This window comes from Pseudomonas sp. Sample_20, from assembly GCF_004307585.1.
GTDB classification, from domain to species: domain Bacteria; phylum Pseudomonadota; class Gammaproteobacteria; order Pseudomonadales; family Pseudomonadaceae; genus Aquipseudomonas; species Aquipseudomonas atacamensis.
In genome coordinates, this window is sequence record NZ_RCOA01000135.1 from 1 (window position 1) to 17,366 (window position 17,366).

General features: G+C 58.5%; 16 protein-coding genes. 3 read left to right on the forward strand and 13 right to left on the reverse strand.

The genetic code is table 11. The annotated features are described in order from the left end of the window. Nucleotides 1-139 precede the first annotated feature (139 nt). Nucleotides 140-1,375, forward strand: a complete 1,236-nt coding sequence (codA, locus tag D8U70_RS26775) for a cytosine deaminase (RefSeq protein ID WP_071172997.1) — start codon at nucleotides 140-142, stop codon at nucleotides 1,373-1,375. Between the two features lie 45 nt (nucleotides 1,376-1,420). On the opposite strand, the gene D8U70_RS26780 is transcribed toward codA, so the two are convergent. Continuing rightward, entirely contained in the window at nucleotides 1,421-2,401 is a 981-nt protein-coding gene (locus D8U70_RS26780) for a diaminopimelate epimerase (RefSeq protein WP_130930133.1), read from the reverse strand. Nucleotides 2,402-2,645: 244 nt separating this feature from the next. On the opposite strand from D8U70_RS26780, the gene D8U70_RS26785 reads away from it, so the two are divergent. Together D8U70_RS26785 and D8U70_RS26790 are read left to right on the forward strand one after the other, a co-directional pair. Beyond that, complete coding sequence (locus tag D8U70_RS26785) at nucleotides 2,646-3,797, forward strand: MFS transporter (protein ID WP_130930134.1); 1,152 nt, start codon at nucleotides 2,646-2,648, stop codon at nucleotides 3,795-3,797. Between the two features lie 93 nt (nucleotides 3,798-3,890). Next, nucleotides 3,891-5,399 carry a trypsin-like peptidase domain-containing protein gene (locus D8U70_RS26790; protein WP_130930135.1) on the forward strand — a complete coding sequence of 503 codons (1,509 nt, stop codon included), beginning with the start codon at nucleotides 3,891-3,893 and terminating at the stop codon, nucleotides 5,397-5,399. A 54-nt stretch (nucleotides 5,400-5,453) separates the two neighbouring features. Here D8U70_RS26790 and D8U70_RS26795 read toward each other — a convergent pair whose 3' ends face one another. The 12 genes from D8U70_RS26795 to D8U70_RS26855 all read right to left on the reverse strand — a co-directional run bounded on the left by D8U70_RS26795 (nucleotide 5,454) and on the right by D8U70_RS26855 (nucleotide 17,262). After that, nucleotides 5,454-7,880, reverse strand: coding sequence for a TonB-dependent receptor (locus tag D8U70_RS26795; RefSeq protein ID WP_073471394.1), 2,427 nt, complete (start codon nucleotides 7,878-7,880; stop codon nucleotides 5,454-5,456). A 98-nt stretch (nucleotides 7,881-7,978) separates the two neighbouring features. Continuing rightward, nucleotides 7,979-8,956 (reverse strand): FecR family protein, encoded by a 978-nt coding sequence (locus D8U70_RS26800; protein WP_110646937.1) that lies wholly within the window; start codon nucleotides 8,954-8,956, stop codon nucleotides 7,979-7,981. Between the two features lie 49 nt (nucleotides 8,957-9,005). After that, nucleotides 9,006-9,488, reverse strand: coding sequence for a sigma-70 family RNA polymerase sigma factor (locus tag D8U70_RS26805; protein WP_130930136.1), 483 nt, complete (start codon nucleotides 9,486-9,488; stop codon nucleotides 9,006-9,008). Between the two features lie 85 nt (nucleotides 9,489-9,573). Continuing rightward, entirely contained in the window at nucleotides 9,574-10,179 is a 606-nt protein-coding gene (locus D8U70_RS26810) for an aminodeoxychorismate/anthranilate synthase component II (protein ID WP_071173003.1), read from the reverse strand. Beyond that, nucleotides 10,160-11,683, reverse strand: coding sequence for a chorismate-binding protein (locus D8U70_RS26815; protein ID WP_110646936.1), 1,524 nt, complete (start codon nucleotides 11,681-11,683; stop codon nucleotides 10,160-10,162). The genes D8U70_RS26810 and D8U70_RS26815 overlap by 20 nt, the downstream gene beginning before the upstream one ends. Before the next feature lie 156 nt (nucleotides 11,684-11,839). Beyond that, nucleotides 11,840-12,451: a glutathione S-transferase family protein gene (locus tag D8U70_RS26820; protein ID WP_110646935.1), complete on the reverse strand. Its 612-nt coding sequence runs from the start codon at nucleotides 12,449-12,451 to the stop codon at nucleotides 11,840-11,842. A 91-nt stretch (nucleotides 12,452-12,542) separates the two neighbouring features. Continuing rightward, entirely contained in the window at nucleotides 12,543-13,355 is an 813-nt protein-coding gene (gene murI, locus D8U70_RS26825; RefSeq protein ID WP_073471399.1) for a glutamate racemase, read from the reverse strand. 31 nt (nucleotides 13,356-13,386) lie between these two features. Next, complete coding sequence (locus tag D8U70_RS26830) at nucleotides 13,387-13,989, reverse strand: LysE family translocator (protein WP_071173041.1); 603 nt, start codon at nucleotides 13,987-13,989, stop codon at nucleotides 13,387-13,389. An 87-nt stretch (nucleotides 13,990-14,076) separates the two neighbouring features. Continuing rightward, the gene (locus D8U70_RS26835) at nucleotides 14,077-14,790 is read right to left on the reverse strand and encodes a hypothetical protein (RefSeq protein WP_071173006.1); all 714 of its coding nucleotides are present in this window, start codon (nucleotides 14,788-14,790) and stop codon (nucleotides 14,077-14,079) included. 45 nt (nucleotides 14,791-14,835) lie between these two features. Then, complete coding sequence (locus D8U70_RS26840) at nucleotides 14,836-16,014, reverse strand: 4-hydroxybenzoate 3-monooxygenase (RefSeq protein ID WP_130930138.1); 1,179 nt, start codon at nucleotides 16,012-16,014, stop codon at nucleotides 14,836-14,838. Nucleotides 16,015-16,096: 82 nt separating this feature from the next. Next, nucleotides 16,097-16,474, reverse strand: coding sequence for a c-type cytochrome (locus tag D8U70_RS26845; RefSeq protein ID WP_073471400.1), 378 nt, complete (start codon nucleotides 16,472-16,474; stop codon nucleotides 16,097-16,099). A gap of 602 nt (nucleotides 16,475-17,076) precedes the next feature. Then, nucleotides 17,077-17,262 (reverse strand): hypothetical protein, encoded by a 186-nt coding sequence (locus D8U70_RS26855; RefSeq protein WP_130930139.1) that lies wholly within the window; start codon nucleotides 17,260-17,262, stop codon nucleotides 17,077-17,079. Between the last annotated feature and the right edge of the window lie 104 nt (nucleotides 17,263-17,366).

Genomic DNA, 17,366 nt, shown 5'->3' on the forward strand with positions numbered 1-17,366 from the left:
GTCGCTGCGTTCAGCTCGCCCTGGGTCGCGCCGCTGGTAGGGATCGCCGCTGCCGCGCTAACGTATGTCATCGTCACCGGTATGCTCGGCGCCCGTCGCGTCAGCGCACCACTACAAGACCTATAAAAGGATTTGCCTGATGCACATCATCAACGCCCGCCTGCGCAACCAGGAAGGCCTGCACGAATTGCACCTTGAAGACGGCCTGATCCACAGCATCGCCCGTCAGACCGAAGCGCCGACCCTCGGCCCGGATGACCTCGATGCCGGCGGCAATCTGGTGGTGCCGCCCTTCGTCGAGCCGCACATCCACCTCGACGCCACCCTCACCGCTGGCGAGCCGCGCTGGAACATGAGCGGTACGTTGTTCGAGGGCATCGAATGCTGGGGCGAGCGCAAGGTCACCATCACCGAAGAAGACACCAAGACCCGTGCCAAGAAGACCATTCAGGCCCTGGCCGCCCACGGCATTCAGCACGTGCGCACCCACGTTGACGTCACCGACCCGCAACTCACCGCGCTCAAGGCCATGCTCGAAGTGCGTGAGGAAAGCCGTCACCTGATCGACCTGCAGATTGTCGCGTTCCCGCAGGAAGGCATCGAGTCATTCCGTAACGGGCGTGAGCTGATGGAAGAAGCGATCCGCATGGGCGCTGACGTGGTCGGCGGCATTCCGCATTTCGAATACACCCGCGATCAGGGCGTCAGCTCGGTGAAGTTTCTGATGGACCTGGCCGAGCGCACCGGCTGCCTGGTCGATGTGCATTGCGACGAGACCGACGATCCGCATTCACGTTTCCTCGAAGTGCTTGCCGAAGAAGCGCGCAGCCGCGACATGGGCGCCCGCGTCACCGCCAGCCACACCACGGCGATGGGCTCTTATGACAACGCCTACTGCGCCAAACTGTTCCGCCTGCTCGGCCATTCCGGGATCAGTTTCGTCTCCTGCCCGACCGAAAGCATTCACCTGCAAGGGCGCTTCGACAACTTCCCGAAACGCCGGGGCGTGACCCGCGTCAACGAACTGCTCGAAGCCGGGATGAACGTGTGTTTCGGCCAGGATTCGATCGTCGACCCGTGGTATCCGCTGGGTAACGGCAACATCCTGCGCGTGCTTGAAGCCGGTCTGCATATCTGCCACATGCTCGGTTATCGCAACCTGCAAAGCGCGCTGGATCTGGTCACCGACAACAGCGCCAAAGCCATGCACCTGGGCGAGCGTTACGGACTGGAACAGGGTCGCCCGGCGAACCTGCTGATTCTCTCGGCGGACAGCGACTACGAAGTGATCCGCAGCCAAGGCCTGCCGCTGTATTCGATTCGCGGCGGCAAGGTGTTGATGAAGCGGCAGATGCCGGTGGTGGAGTTCAGCTGAGATTGCGCTGGGGCTGATGGCTTGCCAGCGATGGCGTCGGCCGAATCAACCCGCCAACCGCGCCGTGCCAAACAATCTGACGCGCAGCAATTCCCCTTGCGAAACCTCAAGCAAAACCGGTGCGGTGCCACCCGGCATGACCACCCGCACCTCCCCTGCCTCGACCCAACCCACCCGCCACGCTGCACACGCGACCGCACTGGCGCTGGTGCCGGAAGACGCGGTTGGTCCTTCGCCACGTTCGAATACCCGGGCGAGGATGTGCTGCGGCGACGCCAGCACGGCCCATTGCAGATTGACGCCCGCCGGGCACGGATTACCGGCACCGTTGGGCATCGCATAGGCGATTGCTGTAAGCCTTTCGTTCAGCGGTGATTCAAGCATCTGCTCGTTGCTCGGCAAAGCGCTTGCATCGCTGAGCAGCGTTACACAGTGCGGATTGCCGATACGGACGAATTGGCTGTGTGCCCAGTCAGGATTGAGTTGCGCCAAGGGCTGGACATGGCTGACGTCGCGATTGTTGAACTGAGCGTTTTCAACCGTCTGCGCACCCACAGCCTCCGGGCCGAAGCCAGGCTGACCGAGGTCGAGCCAGAAACCGCGCACGCCTTCGACTTCGGCCGGTGTCACCGCGGTTCCCAGCGCTTCGCCCTTGTCATGATGAACGCGCAACACTGCGCCCTGCTCCGCCATCAAGCCTTGCTCGGTCAATGCCTGAGAAAAAATCGTCAGGCCGTTACCGCTGCGCTCGGCGAGGCTGCCGTCGGTGTTGACGATCAGTACATCGAACGGCGCAGATGCCTGAAACGGGCCGATCAGCAGGCCGTCGCTGCGGTGGGGTTTGCTGTTGGCCGGGCGTTGGCCGTCGGGCCAGTGACAGCACAAGGCGATGGCGGCCTCGCTCCATTGCTGCCTGGATACGGCGCACTCTGCGGCCCTCGCTGGCAAAGCGATTCCGGCTTCGCGCAAGGCTTGGGGCGAGACCACTCCGTAGATATTGCCGCGTGCGTTGTAGAACTTCGTCATGCCTTGTTCCCGTATTCCATGCTGGCGAAAATCCGACTGTAAACCGCAAACCAGTGTGGGAGCGAGCCTGCTCGCGAAGGCGGTGCGTCAGTCGACAATTCCATATTTGACCCACCGCTTTCGCGAGCAGGCTCGCTCCCACAGGGTAGGATGTTCACCGTTATGCCCCGAAAGGCCTGAGATCGAACCTCAACGCCGTCAGAATGTCACTCGGGATGCAGTTGTTTTTTTGCCAAGGATCGATATGACCAGCCTCAACCCCCAAGACACCTTCGTCCCCGGACGTCTGCAACAGATGTCCACGCGCGTTGCCTTTTTCATTGCCGGCCTCGGCATCGCCGCGTGGGCGCCGCTGGTGCCGTATGCCAAGGCGCGGGCCGGGCTGGATGAGGGCACGCTGGGGTTATTGCTGCTGTGCCTGGGCGTCGGCTCGATTCTGGCGATGCCGCTGGCGGGGATTCTCGCCACGCGTTTTGGTTGCCGACGTGTGGCCACCGGCGGCACCTTGCTGATCTGCGCGGCGCTGCCGTTGCTGGCGACGGTGTCGTCGATCCCGGCGCTGATCGCCACGTTGTTCATGTTCGGCGCCGGCCTCGGCACGGTGGATTCGACGGTGAACCTGCAAGCAGTGATCGTCGAGCGCGCCAGCGGCAAGCACATGATGTCGGGTTTCCACGGTTTGTTCAGCCTCGGCGGCATTGTCGGTGCGGCGGGCGTCAGCGCCCTGCTCGGCCTCGGCCTGACACCGCTGGCGGCGATGCTGGTGGTAGTGGTTTTACTGATCGGCGCCTTGCTCAAGTGCGTGCCGCACATGTTGCCCTACGGCAGCGAAAGCTCCGGCCCGGCGTTCGCCATTCCCCATGGCATCGTGCTGTTTATCGGCGGCATGTGCTTTATCGTGTTCCTCACCGAAGGCGCGGCGCTGGACTGGAGCGCAGTGTTCCTCGCTCAGGAACGCGGGATCGACACGGCTTACGCGGGAATGGGTTACGCAGCGTTTGCCCTGACCATGACCGTCGGCCGTCTGCTCGGTGATCGCATCGTGCGCAAGCTCGGTGCGACGCGGATCATTCTGTTCGGCGGGCTGTTGGCAGCGGCGGGATTGTTTCTCGCCACCTTCGCGCCGAGCTGGCAAGCGGCGCTGCTCGGTTATGCGCTGGTCGGCGCCGGCTGTTCCAACATCGTGCCGGTGCTGTACACGGCGGTGGGCAAGCAGACGGTGATGCCGGAAAGCATCGCGGTGCCGGCGATTACCACCCTCGGTTATGCCGGGATTCTCGCCGGGCCGGCGGTGATCGGTTTTGTCGCCCATGCCAGCAGCTTGAGTTTTGCCTTTGGCCTGATGGCGGTGCTGTTGGTCGCGGTGGCCATCGGCGGTAAGACATTGAAAGTATGAAGATTAGCGCGACACCTGTCAGGTTTGACACTAGACAGGCTTCGACCCTTTGAATCATGGTGATTTCCAGCCCCGCGGAAATGGAAATCTGTCATGAACATTCGAATTGGATCGGCTGTTGGACTTATCGCTCTTCTCCAGGGATGCGCCTCCGTCAATCGATACGACTGGGGCGAAGGCGCAGCCAACTTTGCTCCCGCTGAGCGGCTGGCCAATGCCAACGGACGTTATGCGCATTGGCAAGCCATTGGCCGTGTCGAAGTTGAAGGCGGCATGACCTGCTCCGGTACACTCATTGACACACGAGAACCCGGTACTGTGTCGAATCCGGCTTATGTACTGACCTCCGGACACTGCACACATCCGGAGATAGGCAATAACGAGGTCATCGTCAATCAGCCTGCAAAGGGTCGGGTGACGTTCAATTATTTTTTCGACACGCAACCGCACAGTCGCTCATATGCGGTAGGCCGGATTGGCTGGAGCACGCTACGTGGCCAAGACATCTCTATCGTTGAACTTGCCACCTCTCTGGAACAGTTGATCAGCGACGGTATCGAGCCTCTGAAACTGGCGCATGCCCCCTTGCCCGCTGAAGAAAACATTTTGATCACCGGCGCGCCCGTGAACGGCTTCATTCAGCGAATGGCATGCAAACAGGAACATTCGGCAGCGGTCATCGAAGGCCCTTGGCGATGGGTAGGACAATCGAGCAACCGTTGCCTCGATGTTGTCAGTGGATTATCCGGCTCACCATTGCTTGCGCGTTATACCAATGAAGTCGTGGGTGTGTTGGGCACTACCACGCGCGGAAGTGACCGTAATCGATGTGACAAGGGCGCCCCCTGCGAAGTCATTGCCGGGCAGGTCAACAAGCGAACTGCCACCAACTACGCCTCCACAACCGAAGGTCTGGGTGCTTGCTTCACCAAGGGACGTTTCGACCCGCGTCCGGGTGACTGCCCGCTGGGAGCGGCATGGTCTTTTCCAACATCATCGCAAAACAGCGATTACATCAGAGTCGAGCGTGACGAGCACGGACAAGTCGTGCCATGGCAGTGGCTGCAAACCTTCGCATTGAGCGCTCCCTACTACCGCTATCGCTATACGCGCACGCTGGACGAATGCCAGTCGCTTGCTGGGTATAGCCAGGTACAAACCGCTCGCCCTGGTTCCGAGAATCAGTTGAGCCATGAACTCAAAGAAGGTGCGGGGCTATATTTTCTCTGCCTGATCGGCCAACAGCGGCCTACGGACGTGCCAAAACAATCGGATGGAAAAACCCCCAGCATCTATTGGCGGTGGTTGCTGGAAGCACCAGCGCCGTTGGCGCCGGCCTATAAAATCGAATGGGTGGGTGACGATGACTACGATGTCAGGGTTTTTTCGGTCTCACCGGATCTGGATCCCTTTCAATTTCAATACAAGTCCGGGCAGCCCGGGAGCGTCAACTGCAATGACGGGCAGGGATTCCAGCGCGTACCGCCCTCCACGGGCGTGTTCCATGTTTCCGTTGCCAATGGCCGGCAGAACGTCTGCCTCAAAGGCGCAGACCTGGCGGGGAATCCCGGACCGACCATCGACTTTCTGATTCCTCAATAGCTTCAGGCCTGTTGTGGCTGAGCCGTGTGAAACCGGTTCAGCCACAACAGCGCCTTAGAAACCGACGCTGGCCTGCACGAAGAACGTGCGCGGTGCGCCGACATACATCCCCGAGTTGTTGTCGCTGGAGCGGGTGAAGTATTGCTTGTCGAAGACGTTCTTCACCCCGGCACCGAGCTTGAGGTTCGACACCTGCGGACCAAAGTCGTAGCCGCCGCGCACGTTCCAGGTCACGTAACCCGGGATGTCGCCGTACTGCCCATCCGCTGTGCCTTCGGTGATGTAGTTGCCGTTGAAGCTGCCATCCGCATTCACACCGGTGCCCGGCGAACGCTGTTTCGATTGGGCGAAGCCATCGATGTTGTACGTCCAGCGGTTGATCTCGTAACGCAATCCGACCGTGGCCACCTGCCGCGAATAGAACGGCAGATCGCGGCCCTTGAAGCCGGGGATCTCGCCTTCATAGGTGGCGCGGGTGTAGGTGAAACCGGCGTTGGCGGTCAAACCATCGAGGCGCGGATCGAGGGCGGCCATGTCGTAGTGCGCCGAGGCTTCGATGCCCTGGTGCTTGGTCGCGCCGAGGTTGGTCCAGCCGACGTCGTTGCTGATGTATTGCAGTTCGTCATCGAAGTCGATGTAGAACAGCGTCACCTCGCCGCCCCAGACATCATCGTTGTAACGCGTGCCGATCTCGTAGGTCTTGGCCTTTTCCGGCTCCAGACCGTTGGCGGTGCTGTCACCCGAACCGCCCTGGCCGAGCTGGAAATATTGCAGGCTGCCGAACGAGGTTTCGTAATTGGCGAACAGCTTCCAGGCATCGGACAGGTGATACATCACGCTCAGCGCCGGCAGCGGCTCATTGCTTTCGATGCTGCGGTTTTTTTCCGGGACCGGCCGGCCAGCGGTGTCGAGGACAGCGCGATCATGCCAATCGGTGCTGATGTGTTCGAAGCGAATGCCCGGGGTGATGGTCCAGTTGCCGACGTCGATCTTGTTGTCGACATACACCGAATTGGCCTCGGTGCCGCCGGTGCGATCCTGGAATACATGGCCGTCGGAGGTCGGCGTGACTACTGGCTGGTTGTTGACCAGCGCCAGACGACTCGACTCTTCGTGCATGGCCTCTTTCAGATAGCGATAACCGACGCTGACTTCCTGGGTGGTCGGGCCGACATCGAACACCCGCGACACGCGCGGCTCGATGCCGAGGGTGTAGTAGGAACGCGGGTAAGAGCTGAGGGTGCGCTGATCGCGCGCAGCGATGGTACTGCCGCGAAAGCTGTCGGTGTAGTAGGTGAGGATTTCCGCCTGAGTGCGCTCGTCGATCTGGCGGATCCACTTGAACGACACGTCCTTGCGCCGGCCTGTGAACTGGTCGTAGTCACGCACCGATTCGTACGGTTTGTCGTCGTACTGACGCTGGGTCAGACCGCCGGGCATGTCGGCGCTGGCGTCGTAATAGTGGAAATTGAGACTGAAATCGTCCTGATCGGTCGGCGCCCAGTGCGTCTTGAGCAGCACGTCGTCGATGTCGTTGCCGTTGTTGCGCTCGCGATAGCCGTGACCGTTGACGCCGGAATACAGCAGCGCGACGCCCATGCCGTTGTCGGCGGTGCCGCCAAGAAATGCGGTGTCGATGTGTTTCCAGCCGCCGTACTGAGTGGTCTCCAGCGTTGTGCCGATTTCGCCGGTGGTTTTCTCCGGGATCGCGCGGGTCACGAAGTTGATCACGCCGCCGACGTTCTGTGGTCCGTAACGTACTGAACCGGCGCCACGCACGACGTCGATGCTGTCGAGGTTGCCCGAGGAAATCGGCGCCATCGACAGTTGCGGCTGGCCGTACGGAGCAAACGCGGCAGGTACGCCGTCGATCAGCACGGTCGAGCGTGGCGACAGGCGCGAAGTCAGACCGCGTACACCGACGTTGAGGGAAATATCACTGCCGCCGGTGCCGTTGGAGTCCTGCACCTGCACGCCGGGCACGCGTTTGAGCACGTCGCTGACGTTCATCGCGCCCTGCTCGACCATCGCTTCGCGGCGAATCACCGTGCGTGCGCCGGGGTGGTTCTGCACCACCGCAGCGTCCGCGTCACCGAGCCAGTCGCCGACCACTTTGATGTCGGTCACGCCGAGCTCCAGCGGGCCGTTGCTGGCTGCGGAGGTGGCTGTTGGGGCGAGCGTGACCGAGCCTTCATTGATCTGATAATCGAGACCGCTGCCCTGCAACAGCTGCCGCAAAGCCTGCTCTGGCGAAAGGTCGCCGTCGACCGCTGGCGCCTGTTTGCCGGCCACCAGTTCAGGGCTGAAAAACACCTGCAGCGAGGTTTGCTGGCCCAGCTCGCTCAAGGCCTGGCCCAGCGGTTGCGCGCGAATATGAATGGCTTCATCGGCAAACGCCAATGGCATCGCGGCACTGACCGCCAGCGCGAGAGCCAATGGCAACCAAGGGGATTTTTTATTGTGGGTTGTGGTGATGTTCACGTCGTACGCAGTCCTGTGGATCGCAAGAGTGTGCGGCTGTTAATGCAAACCAGTTGCAGTTGAACAGGAAGACGATGAACTGAAAAAAAACCTGAATGCTATCTGGAAATTATTTCCTGACTGCCATCGGCAAGGGTGCGCACCGTCACCGGCAGGATGCTCGGCAAGGCTTTGAGCAAGGCGTCGGTGTCGTCGGATTTGAACACGCTGGTCAGGCGCAGGCTGGCCACGTTCGGCTGGGATACGGTCAGCGGTTTGTCGCGATAGCGCGATACTTCCGCCGCTACTTCGCCGAGGCTGGCGTTGTTGAACACCAGTTTGCCGTTGCGCCAGGCGGTCAGTTCCGCCGGGTTGACCGCGTAGGCCGGCAGGACCTTGCCCTGGGCATCGACCGCCGTGCCGAGGCCTGCGGTGAGGTTGATGAATTGGTTGTCCGGGGCAGCACTTCCCTGCACCTTCACCGTGCCCTGCTCCACCGCCACGCGGGTCTGCGTGGCATCGCGGCGCACATCGAAACGCGTACCGGTGACCGTGACCCTGCCGCTGCCGGCTTCGACAATAAACGGACGCGAGGCGTCGTGTTCAACACTGAACATCGCCTCGCCCGCGCTCAATTCGATCAGCCGTCGATCCTGCCCATAACGCACCTGCAAGCGGCTGCGACTGTTCAGATCGATTACAGAACCGTCCGGCAACGCCACATGCTTGCGCTCGCCCGGCGCCGTGGCGAATTCAGCGCGGTAAGCGCCCGGATGATTCAAACCACTGAACAGGCCAAGCCCCAGCGCCACGGCGAGGACACTCGCGGCGACGGCATAACGCAGCATCGGCCGGCGTTCGCGGCGGGGAGTTTGCGCAAGCGCCTGAAGACGCGACGTCGGCAGCAGGTCAGCCGCCGTCCACAAGCCTTGCAGCAACTGGAATTCCTCACGGTGCTGCGGATGCTCGTTCAGCCAGGCCTCGAAGCGCTGCCGTTGCTCGACGCTGACATTCGGCTCCTGCAATCGCACGAACCAGGCCGCCGCCTCTTCCCGCACCGCCGTTTGCCCACAGGCGCAATCACCCGTTTCCATCATGGAATGTCCTGTCCGGCTGAGAATGAAAAGGTGCGAACGCTCATGATTGCTAGCCATCCAGCCGCTCACGCAGATGCCGCAGGGTGCGGATCATATACTTTTCGACCATGTTCTTGGACAGCCCCAGGCGTTCGGCGATTTCTGCCTGAGTCAGGCCTTCGATCTTCTGCCAGACAAAGATCTTGCGGCAGTTGAGCGGCAGCTCGGTGAGCGCGCGTTCGATGGAATCGGCCAACTGGATCGCGTGCATGTAATGCTCCGGATCGCCGGCTGACGACGCAGTGTCCTCGACCGCCTCCGACTCCAGGGCGCCCCGCCGGTCCTCCCGCCGATAACCATCGACCGCGATATTGCGTGCGGTCTGATGCAGATACGCACGCGGCTGCTGCACCGCCGCCGAATCTGCCTCGAGCACCCGCACAAAGGTGTCGTGCGCCAGATCCTCGGCCTGCGCACGATTGCGCAGGCGCCGAGTCCAGGTGCCGATCAACTCTTCGTAATGCTCGAAAAAGCCGGGTCTGCGGGGACGCATGAGGGTTGGCGACGCGCTGAGGAAAGAGGCGCGAATAGTAATGCTTCCTATTAAGGCGAGGCAATCGATTCCTCGAACAGAGCGCTCAGGGCGCGTACCTGGTCAGCCGGGTTCGCTCAACCAGTTTCAGGTAGTTTGCCAACATCGCCAGACCTTGCGGCGTCATCAATGACTCCGGGTGAAACTGCACGCCATAGATCGGCAGGTCTCGGTGCCGAAGCGCCATGATCTCACCCGGCATGCCGTCGTCATCCAGCACGTGCGCAGTAGCCACCAATTCGCCGGGCAAGACACCCGCCACCAGAGAGTGGTACCGCGCGACTTGCAAGCCGTCAGGCAAGCCGTCGAACAGGTCACGACTGTCGTGACTGATACGGGAAACCTTGCCGTGCAGCACCTGCCTCGCCCTGCGCACCTCGCCGCCGAAAGCAGCGGTAACGCATTGATGCCCCAGACAGATGCCCAATATCGGCAAACGGCCTGCGAAATGATGGATGGCCGCAAGGGAAATGCCCGCTTCTGTTGGAGAGCACGGCCCAGGCGAGACAATCAAAGACTCTGGCGCCAGCGCTTCGATGTCAGCCAAGGTCATTTCGTCATTACGACGCACTTCAACCTCAGCCCCGAGCATGCCCAAGTACTGCACGATGTTGTAGGTGAAGGAGTCGTAGTTATCGATCATTAAGTGCATATGGCAATTCCTGGCGTTGGGCGATCGATTGACAGCGGCCGGCGGCGACCCGCAGCAACTGGCTTTTCTCCAGCGTTTCCTGCCACTCACGATCGGCTACCGAATCCTGCACCACGCCGGCGCCGGCCTGAACGTAGAGACGGGCGTCTTGCAGCAGTGCGGTTCGAATGGCGATCGCCAGGTCGGCACGGCCGCTCCAGTCGAGATAACCGATCGCGCCGCCATACACCCCGCGAGAATGCGGTTCCAGTTCGGCAATGATCTCCAGCGCCCGCACCTTCGAGGCCCCGCTCAGCGTGCCTGCGGGGAAAATGCTTTTGAGCAGGTCCAGCCCGGTCACGTGGTCCGGCACATGCCCGGTCACGGTTGAGACGATGTGCATGACATGGGAGAAATATTCCACGTTCAGCAACTGCGTCACCTGCACACTGCCGACGCGAGCCAATCGGCCGAGGTCATTGCGCGACAGGTCAACGAGCATCATATGCTCGGCAATTTCCTTCGGATCAGCGAGCAGTTCATCCCTGAGTCGGTGGTCTTCGACTGCCCCACTGCCCCGCCGGCGTGTACCAGCCATTGGCCGGGTGGCCACCGTTTGTTGCTCCTGACGAAACAACATTTCCGGAGAGGCGCCAACCACCTGGCAGTCGCCCAGGTTCAACAAGTAGCGATAAGGCGTGTGCCCCAGATCGGACAGGGATCGGTACAGCGCGACGGCGTCCTCGTCGAAAGGCAGGCTCATGCGTTGGGATAAAACCACCTGCATCACATCGCCCGCAGCGATGTAGTCCTTGATCCTTGCTACGGCCTCAATGAACGCTGACTTCGGGAAGGCCGATTCGACGACCGGCGTTGTCACCTCGACCACATGCCCGCCAGGTGCGCGCGGTACGAGTAACGGGCGCACATTTGCGATCAGTCGGTTGAGCCGATCCTGCCCACACTGGTAATCGCCCAGCGCCTTCGGGGGTTCATGCACGATGCAATAAGCCAGATGCTCGCGGTGATCCAGCACGACGAGATCCATGCTGATCAATTGCAATACATCAGGCAGCTGAAACCCAGAGGGCTTGCGCGGCACTCGACGCAGACGCGACTCGATGAGCCGAGTCGTTTCGAAACCGAAATAGCCAAAGAACCCACCGCTGAAACATGGCAGGCCCGGGCATTGCGGTATACGAAAGCCCTTCTGCAACTTGCCCAGTTCTGCCAACGGATCAATACAGTCAATCGTCACCGAAATCTGTCCGTCACGGTACAGGCGCAAGACACCCTCATCGAGTTCGACGCGCTGACTGCAAGGCAGGCCAATCACCGAGTACGCCGGCGCGAACACACCCTCGTGCCAGTGGCCGGTTTCGAACAGATAGTCTTGCCCACAGTTGGCTAGAGCCTGGTACAGCGCAACGGCTTCCACCTCTGGCGGCAATGACAGGGTTTGCCAAAGCGGCACATGGGTATACCCCGCCTCGCCGTAGGCAAAAAAATCTTCTAGGCTCAACATCCTTGTGTCTCCGGTTGATCACGCAGTAACAGATCGGCCAACAGCGTCAAAGCCCTGCGATCAGATTTGCCATTGCGATTGAGAGGGATCTTGTAGGGTGCGGTGATGCGAATCGGACGGTTGCGGCCTGCCCCGATACCGGGGCAGGCACAGCGCTTATTTCAGCGGCGTAGCAACAAACTCGGGCAGTTGCTCCACCCGGTCAGCGTAAGCGGCAAGCGCTGTGTAGTTCTGGACCTCGACCAGGTGGGAGACCCTGAACTGGGTGAAGCGCCAGGCGGCGGCCACGGTTACATCGGCCTGAGACAACTGCGCCGTTGCAAGCCAAGGATTGGCGCTGGCTGCAGCCTTTTCCAGAAGCGCCAAAGCGGCATGCAATTGCTCGGTGACGCGCGTTTGCCAAGGCTCATAGTGAAACGCGACCGGTTTGTTGTATTCATACTCGAGCTGGACCGCTTTTTCGCATACCGCGAGGCCGAGCCCGATGAGCGACAGCACCTTTTGATGCTCCGCCGAATCCTTCGGCATCAAACTGCGGTTGGGTGCGACCTGCGCCTCCAGATAATCAAGGATCATCGATGAGTCCATGATCATTTCGCCGTTTTCGCAAATCAGCGTCGGCGCCTTGACCACCGAATTGATGGTTCGAAATTCATCCGTATCGCGAAACACCGAGATCTGCCGATGTTCATGTTCCAGCCCCATCAGCCGCATAGAAACGGCCACGCGCCGAACATAGGGTGATCCCATCATGCCAACCAGTTTCATCGCTTTCTCCTGAAATATTGACTATCCGTTTCATCGCCCCTTCCACTCCGTGTGACACTGGTGAACAAAGGGCGAAACTTGTGGTAATCGGCTATGCATCAATTGGTGCAAACGCCACCCTCGCCCCGTAGAACAACGAGGCTCGTTGTGAAACCGTTGCACTATCGCCAGTCGTCAAGAACCTGTTGCCGCCTGCTCTTGCACTTGAGAGATGAGGATTACTTTTCAGATACTCCACCAGACTCTCAGCGGCGGCGTCGGACTGGGAAATCAGCCGCATGGAATCCGGCAGCTCGCGGCGCCAGAGGTGTTCAATAATCGGATAATGCGTACAGCCCAATATGCAAACATCTGGCACCTGTGGAGCAGCACTCAGGAGCGCATTGACATGTTTACGAATCTCAGTGCGCAGCATGTCCTCGGGCACACCTTGTTCAATGAGCAACGCCAGGCCCTGACAGGCTTGTTGGTACACCTTTATATCGGCACGCCGATTATTGATTTGCAACGCAAAGATATTTGACTGAACCGTGTGCTGAGTCGCGAAGACCGCGACGCTTTGCACTGGATAATCACAAGCAGAGTTCGCGATCCTGTCGGCGACAGGTGCAACAACGCCGATCACCCTGCGACCGGGATGAACCTCAGCAAGCCACGTCTGCTGCAATCTTTGCAGACTGGTGGCAACCGCCGTGTTACAGGCGATGACAACTAATGAGCAGCCATACTTGAAAAGGCGAGTAATGGCGGCCTGGGTAAGATCATGGATATCGTCGACTGCATCATTGCCATAAGGTGCGTTTCCATGATCACCCAAATAGACGAACTGCTCATCGGGCAGGACCGACTCAAACGCGCGCATTACCGTTAAACCACCGCTGCCGAAATCAAATACGCCAATCAATCCGAATCCCTCCTTGAATACCCGTAAGTTTTCAGATAGTTGTCGCAATGGCCGCAGCGACGCCGATATATAAAACCCCTGTTACCACACTCATTTGGCGTTTTGTGCGAAGAATCTTCGCCGCATGCCCCGCCATGAGCATATACAGTGCATATACTGTGGTAGAGATGAATATTGCCGTCGACACCAATGCAATGCACTGCGGAATATACGGCAAGGCGTTATCGATGAACGTTGGAAACAAGATAATGTTGGTCAATATCCCCTTGGGATTTGTAAACGAAACGATCATCGCTCCGGTAAACATTTGCAGAGGGGTTCGCTTGCGCGAAGTGGCAACCGCAACCTGGGTATGCGAACGCAGCGTTTTAAAAGCGAGGTAGAGCAGGTAAACAACGCCCACCCATTTCAGCCAAAACAAAATACCGGGGTTATCTCTTACCAATATCCCCAGACCGGACAAAACAATAACGGCGTGCCCGCCACTGGCCAGGCCGAAACCAATGGCAGCTGGAAACGATTCCTTGAAACCGTGATCCAGGGCTTGTGCCATGGAAAAGGCAACATTCGGCCCGGGAAGTATCGCGGCCGATAGAAATACTACGCAAAACAATATCCAAAGTTGAAAATCCATACCGCGCAATCCCCGCATAAGTCGCGAATTCAAGACAATATTTATTGAAGTTATTCAGTCAGGTTTTGATACTCGGACTTTCAGTTCTCAAGCAGGCGATCCGATCCATTTGGGAAGAAACGCTTTGATCCAGGTCGCCACCGCGCAATCATATTGATGCCAACCGGCAGTATGTTCGGCTGCAGGCCGGGTACCCGGCGCTTTGAGTCGTTCGCCACCGAGCATTGCCCAACGGTCGATCGTCTCGTAAGTCACTTCCGGGTGAAACTGCAGAGCGTAGGCGTTAGTTGCATATCGATAGGCTTGAACCGGAAAGGTCGAACCTTCGGCTAGCTGCGTAGCGCCTGGCGGCAGATCGAAGCCTTCGCTGTGCCATTGATAGACATGGTCTGGAAAAGGAGCGCAGGCGTCAGCCGTTATCTCGTGAGCAGCAGCCAGCGGTGTTATCGGATAATAACCGGCCTCGGTTATCCCACTATCCAGTCGGTAGACGCGCGATCCCAAGTGCCGAGTCAGCATTTGCCCGCCCAGACAAAGACCCAGCAACGGCTTGCCTTCCTTTAACGGCTTGGCCAACCAGTCGATCTCGTCGCGAATATAAGCGTCGTTATCATTAGCGCTCATCGGGCCGCCGTAAACGGCCACGCCCGCGTGCTCTGCCATGCACTGCGGAAGCGGATCACCGAATCGTGGTCGGCGGACATCCAGCTCAAATCCCATTTGATTCAGGAGGACGCCTACGCGGCCGGGCGTCGAGTGTCCCTGATGCAAAATAATCAAGACCTTGCGTGTTTGACCCATTGCACAACTCCATGTGTTCACTGATCAACTTGATCCAGGCCTGATTTAAATCGACGCGGTGAAGGGAGGACTGCCCACCCACAGTTCGGCGAAATTCTGCGCCGCCGGGCCAGTGCCGAGAATGCGATCAAGTTCAGCTATTTGAAGTCGTCTGTGGAATTGAGCATTGTCGTCGTAACGATGCAGCAACATCGCCATCGAATGGGAAAATTGCACATCCCGCCACACCTGTTTCAACGCAATGCCGGAATACGACAGCAACAGATCGTCCTTGTCGCTGGCATAAAAATGCTCGAAGCCACGAGCCAGAATATTGGCATCGGAGACAGCCAGGTTAAGCCCCTTGGCAGCAGTAGGTGGCACGATGTGCGCAGCATCACCCGCGAGGAAAAACCTGCCCTTTTGCATTTTTTCGGCAACGAAACTTCTCAGTTGCACAATACTTTTTTCAATAATGGCCCCGCCGTCAACTTTCTCCGGCCGCCCTTCAATCCGCGATTGCAAGAGGTCCCAGATGCGCGCGGCAGACCACTCATTGGGATCTTCGTCCGGAGAACATTGCAGATAAATTCTTGAAACCTTCGCCGAGCGCATGGTGAACAATGCCAGCCCGGTTTCGTGGCTGGAAAAGATGACATCCTTGGCAATTGGCGTCATTTCGGCGAGTACCGCCAGCCATGCAAACGGGTAAGCGTGAGAATAACAAGTGAGTGCGTCGGCGATTTGCGGCCGGCAAATGCCATGAAAGCCGTCGCAGCCGACAACAAAATCACATTCAACACTCTGTTGCCTGCCGTCATGTCGGAACGTCACCGAAGGCGAGTTACCATCAGTGCCATGCACTTGGACATCGGCAGCGCCAAACAGCAGCGGATACTCTGTCCGCAACCGCGCTGCGACGAGATCCTTGATGATTTCCTGTTGCCCGTAAATCATTACGGTTTGCCCGGTGAGTGCCTCGAAATCCAGTTCACGGGTAGATCCGTCGTAATGGAACTGCAGGGTGGAATGTTTCATCCCTTCAGCATGAACTCTTTCACCCATACCACTTTGTGTCAGGATGCGGACAGTCGCGGGTGTAATCTGGCCCGCACGACTGCGTCCCTCGACGTATTCCCTGGATCGGCTTTCAACAATGATATTGCTGATGTTCATCTGCGAAAGCAGTTGCCCCAACATTAATCCAGCCGGCCCTGCTCCAACGATTGCAACCTTTGTCCGCATGGGGTTGTCCCTCTGAGTAATAAGGCTTAAAGCAAACACAATTCAAATGGCCGGGACGCTGCCTTCGCCATCCATGTCGAAATCAGTTCTTCCTGAAAATCACACTGCTCATGTACTGATGCAAATCACGAAGGTCGTTAATACTCCACGCATGTGGCGGTATCTTTACGCCGTTTTCTCGCAATGTTTTCGGGATCAAATTCCCGCTGGGCCGAAGTATCACCGACGAAACGATAACCCCCGGATATTCATCAAGTCTTTTTCTGAAACCTGGCAGAGTAAGATCAGGAGTTGCCGGATTGCTTTTGTTCGCCAAGGGACCTGTCCCTCTGATGTCTGCTCCGTGGCAAACTGCGCATCGCTGCAGATACAGTTTTTTCCCGTTAGCGTTATCCGCGACTGACACGGATGTTTGCGCAGCCAATACCAAACTCAGCAACACAGTGATTTTCTTACTCATATTTTTGATGCTGCCTATTTGTACCGGTGGATATGAACGACCTTGTTCCAGCGTAATCAAGGCTTGTCAAAAACCAGACGAAAGACTTCATCCGACATGCAGGCGGCCCACGATAACTTGTTGGTCGCTTCTTTTATTCCGGTTACCAAAACGTATCGCGCGCTTCCAAAAAGAAACGAACGAGTTCCAGGATCTGGTTATTTTCCGGAATTACCGGTCGGTAAGAAATTTTCCCGCGCCGAGGGTTGAAGAATAACTATTGCTACAGCGCAGAAGAAAAACAGAGCAACGATTGACTGCCTTGAAGGTAAAGGCATGCGGAGGCGAACAGATAAGTAATGCGATGAGATGAAACATGCCAATCCCTTGAGCCGTTCATAGTCTGATCTATAGCGATGAGTACATCCTTACTCACGGCGACTAATCTCACACTTGTTTCAGAATATGTCAACACCTGATAATCAAATTGACAACACTGAAAATATCCTGAAGCAATCAGAGTTCCGTGGTCTGAATGGTCAGCGCCAACGCCCAAGCGCTACAGACCATCAGTGTTTCTCCCAAACCCTGAAACCGGCCGGCGTGCATCAGACCCGTGCCTATCAACCAGGCATACATCGAGCCCAGCAACGCGCCTGCCGTACCCAAGCGATCGCCAAAGCGCAGCCGTGATGACTGACCGGTTCCAGGGCACCGGCGCCATGCTGGCCGGTGATGATCACGGTCTGCTTCATCATCGCCACAGCGATGGCGCCCTTGATGCGCAAGAGCGCCGAGCGCACGGGCATTGATGCCCCGCCTGCGGGAGCTGCCGCAGGCTGCGAGCTTTTGACTTTGCCGGTGCGTGTCAACGTATCTGTCGCTTCACGGCTGTTTTAGGAGTCTATTACGC

Coding starts and splice junctions, on each gene's coding strand:
- D8U70_RS26805 (WP_130930136.1), bottom strand. CDS start 9,488: ATGCGTCCCCGCAGACCCGGCTTTTTCGAGCATTACGAAGAGTTGATC.
- codA (WP_071172997.1), top strand. CDS start 140: ATGCACATCATCAACGCCCGCCTGCGCAACCAGGAAGGCCTGCACGAA.
- D8U70_RS26790 (WP_130930135.1), top strand. CDS start 3,891: ATGAACATTCGAATTGGATCGGCTGTTGGACTTATCGCTCTTCTCCAG.
- D8U70_RS26855 (WP_130930139.1), bottom strand. CDS start 17,262: ATGCCCGTGCGCTCGGCGCTCTTGCGCATCAAGGGCGCCATCGCTGTG.
- D8U70_RS26810 (WP_071173003.1), bottom strand. CDS start 10,179: ATGCACTTAATGATCGATAACTACGACTCCTTCACCTACAACATCGTG.
- D8U70_RS26785 (WP_130930134.1), top strand. CDS start 2,646: ATGACCAGCCTCAACCCCCAAGACACCTTCGTCCCCGGACGTCTGCAA.
- D8U70_RS26780 (WP_130930133.1), bottom strand. CDS start 2,401: ATGACGAAGTTCTACAACGCACGCGGCAATATCTACGGAGTGGTCTCG.
- D8U70_RS26845 (WP_073471400.1), bottom strand. CDS start 16,474: ATGAGTAAGAAAATCACTGTGTTGCTGAGTTTGGTATTGGCTGCGCAA.
- D8U70_RS26820 (WP_110646935.1), bottom strand. CDS start 12,451: ATGAAACTGGTTGGCATGATGGGATCACCCTATGTTCGGCGCGTGGCC.
- D8U70_RS26840 (WP_130930138.1), bottom strand. CDS start 16,014: ATGCGGACAAAGGTTGCAATCGTTGGAGCAGGGCCGGCTGGATTAATG.
- D8U70_RS26830 (WP_071173041.1), bottom strand. CDS start 13,989: ATGGATTTTCAACTTTGGATATTGTTTTGCGTAGTATTTCTATCGGCC.
- D8U70_RS26815 (WP_110646936.1), bottom strand. CDS start 11,683: ATGTTGAGCCTAGAAGATTTTTTTGCCTACGGCGAGGCGGGGTATACC.
- D8U70_RS26835 (WP_071173006.1), bottom strand. CDS start 14,790: ATGGGTCAAACACGCAAGGTCTTGATTATTTTGCATCAGGGACACTCG.
- D8U70_RS26800 (WP_110646937.1), bottom strand. CDS start 8,956: ATGATGGAAACGGGTGATTGCGCCTGTGGGCAAACGGCGGTGCGGGAA.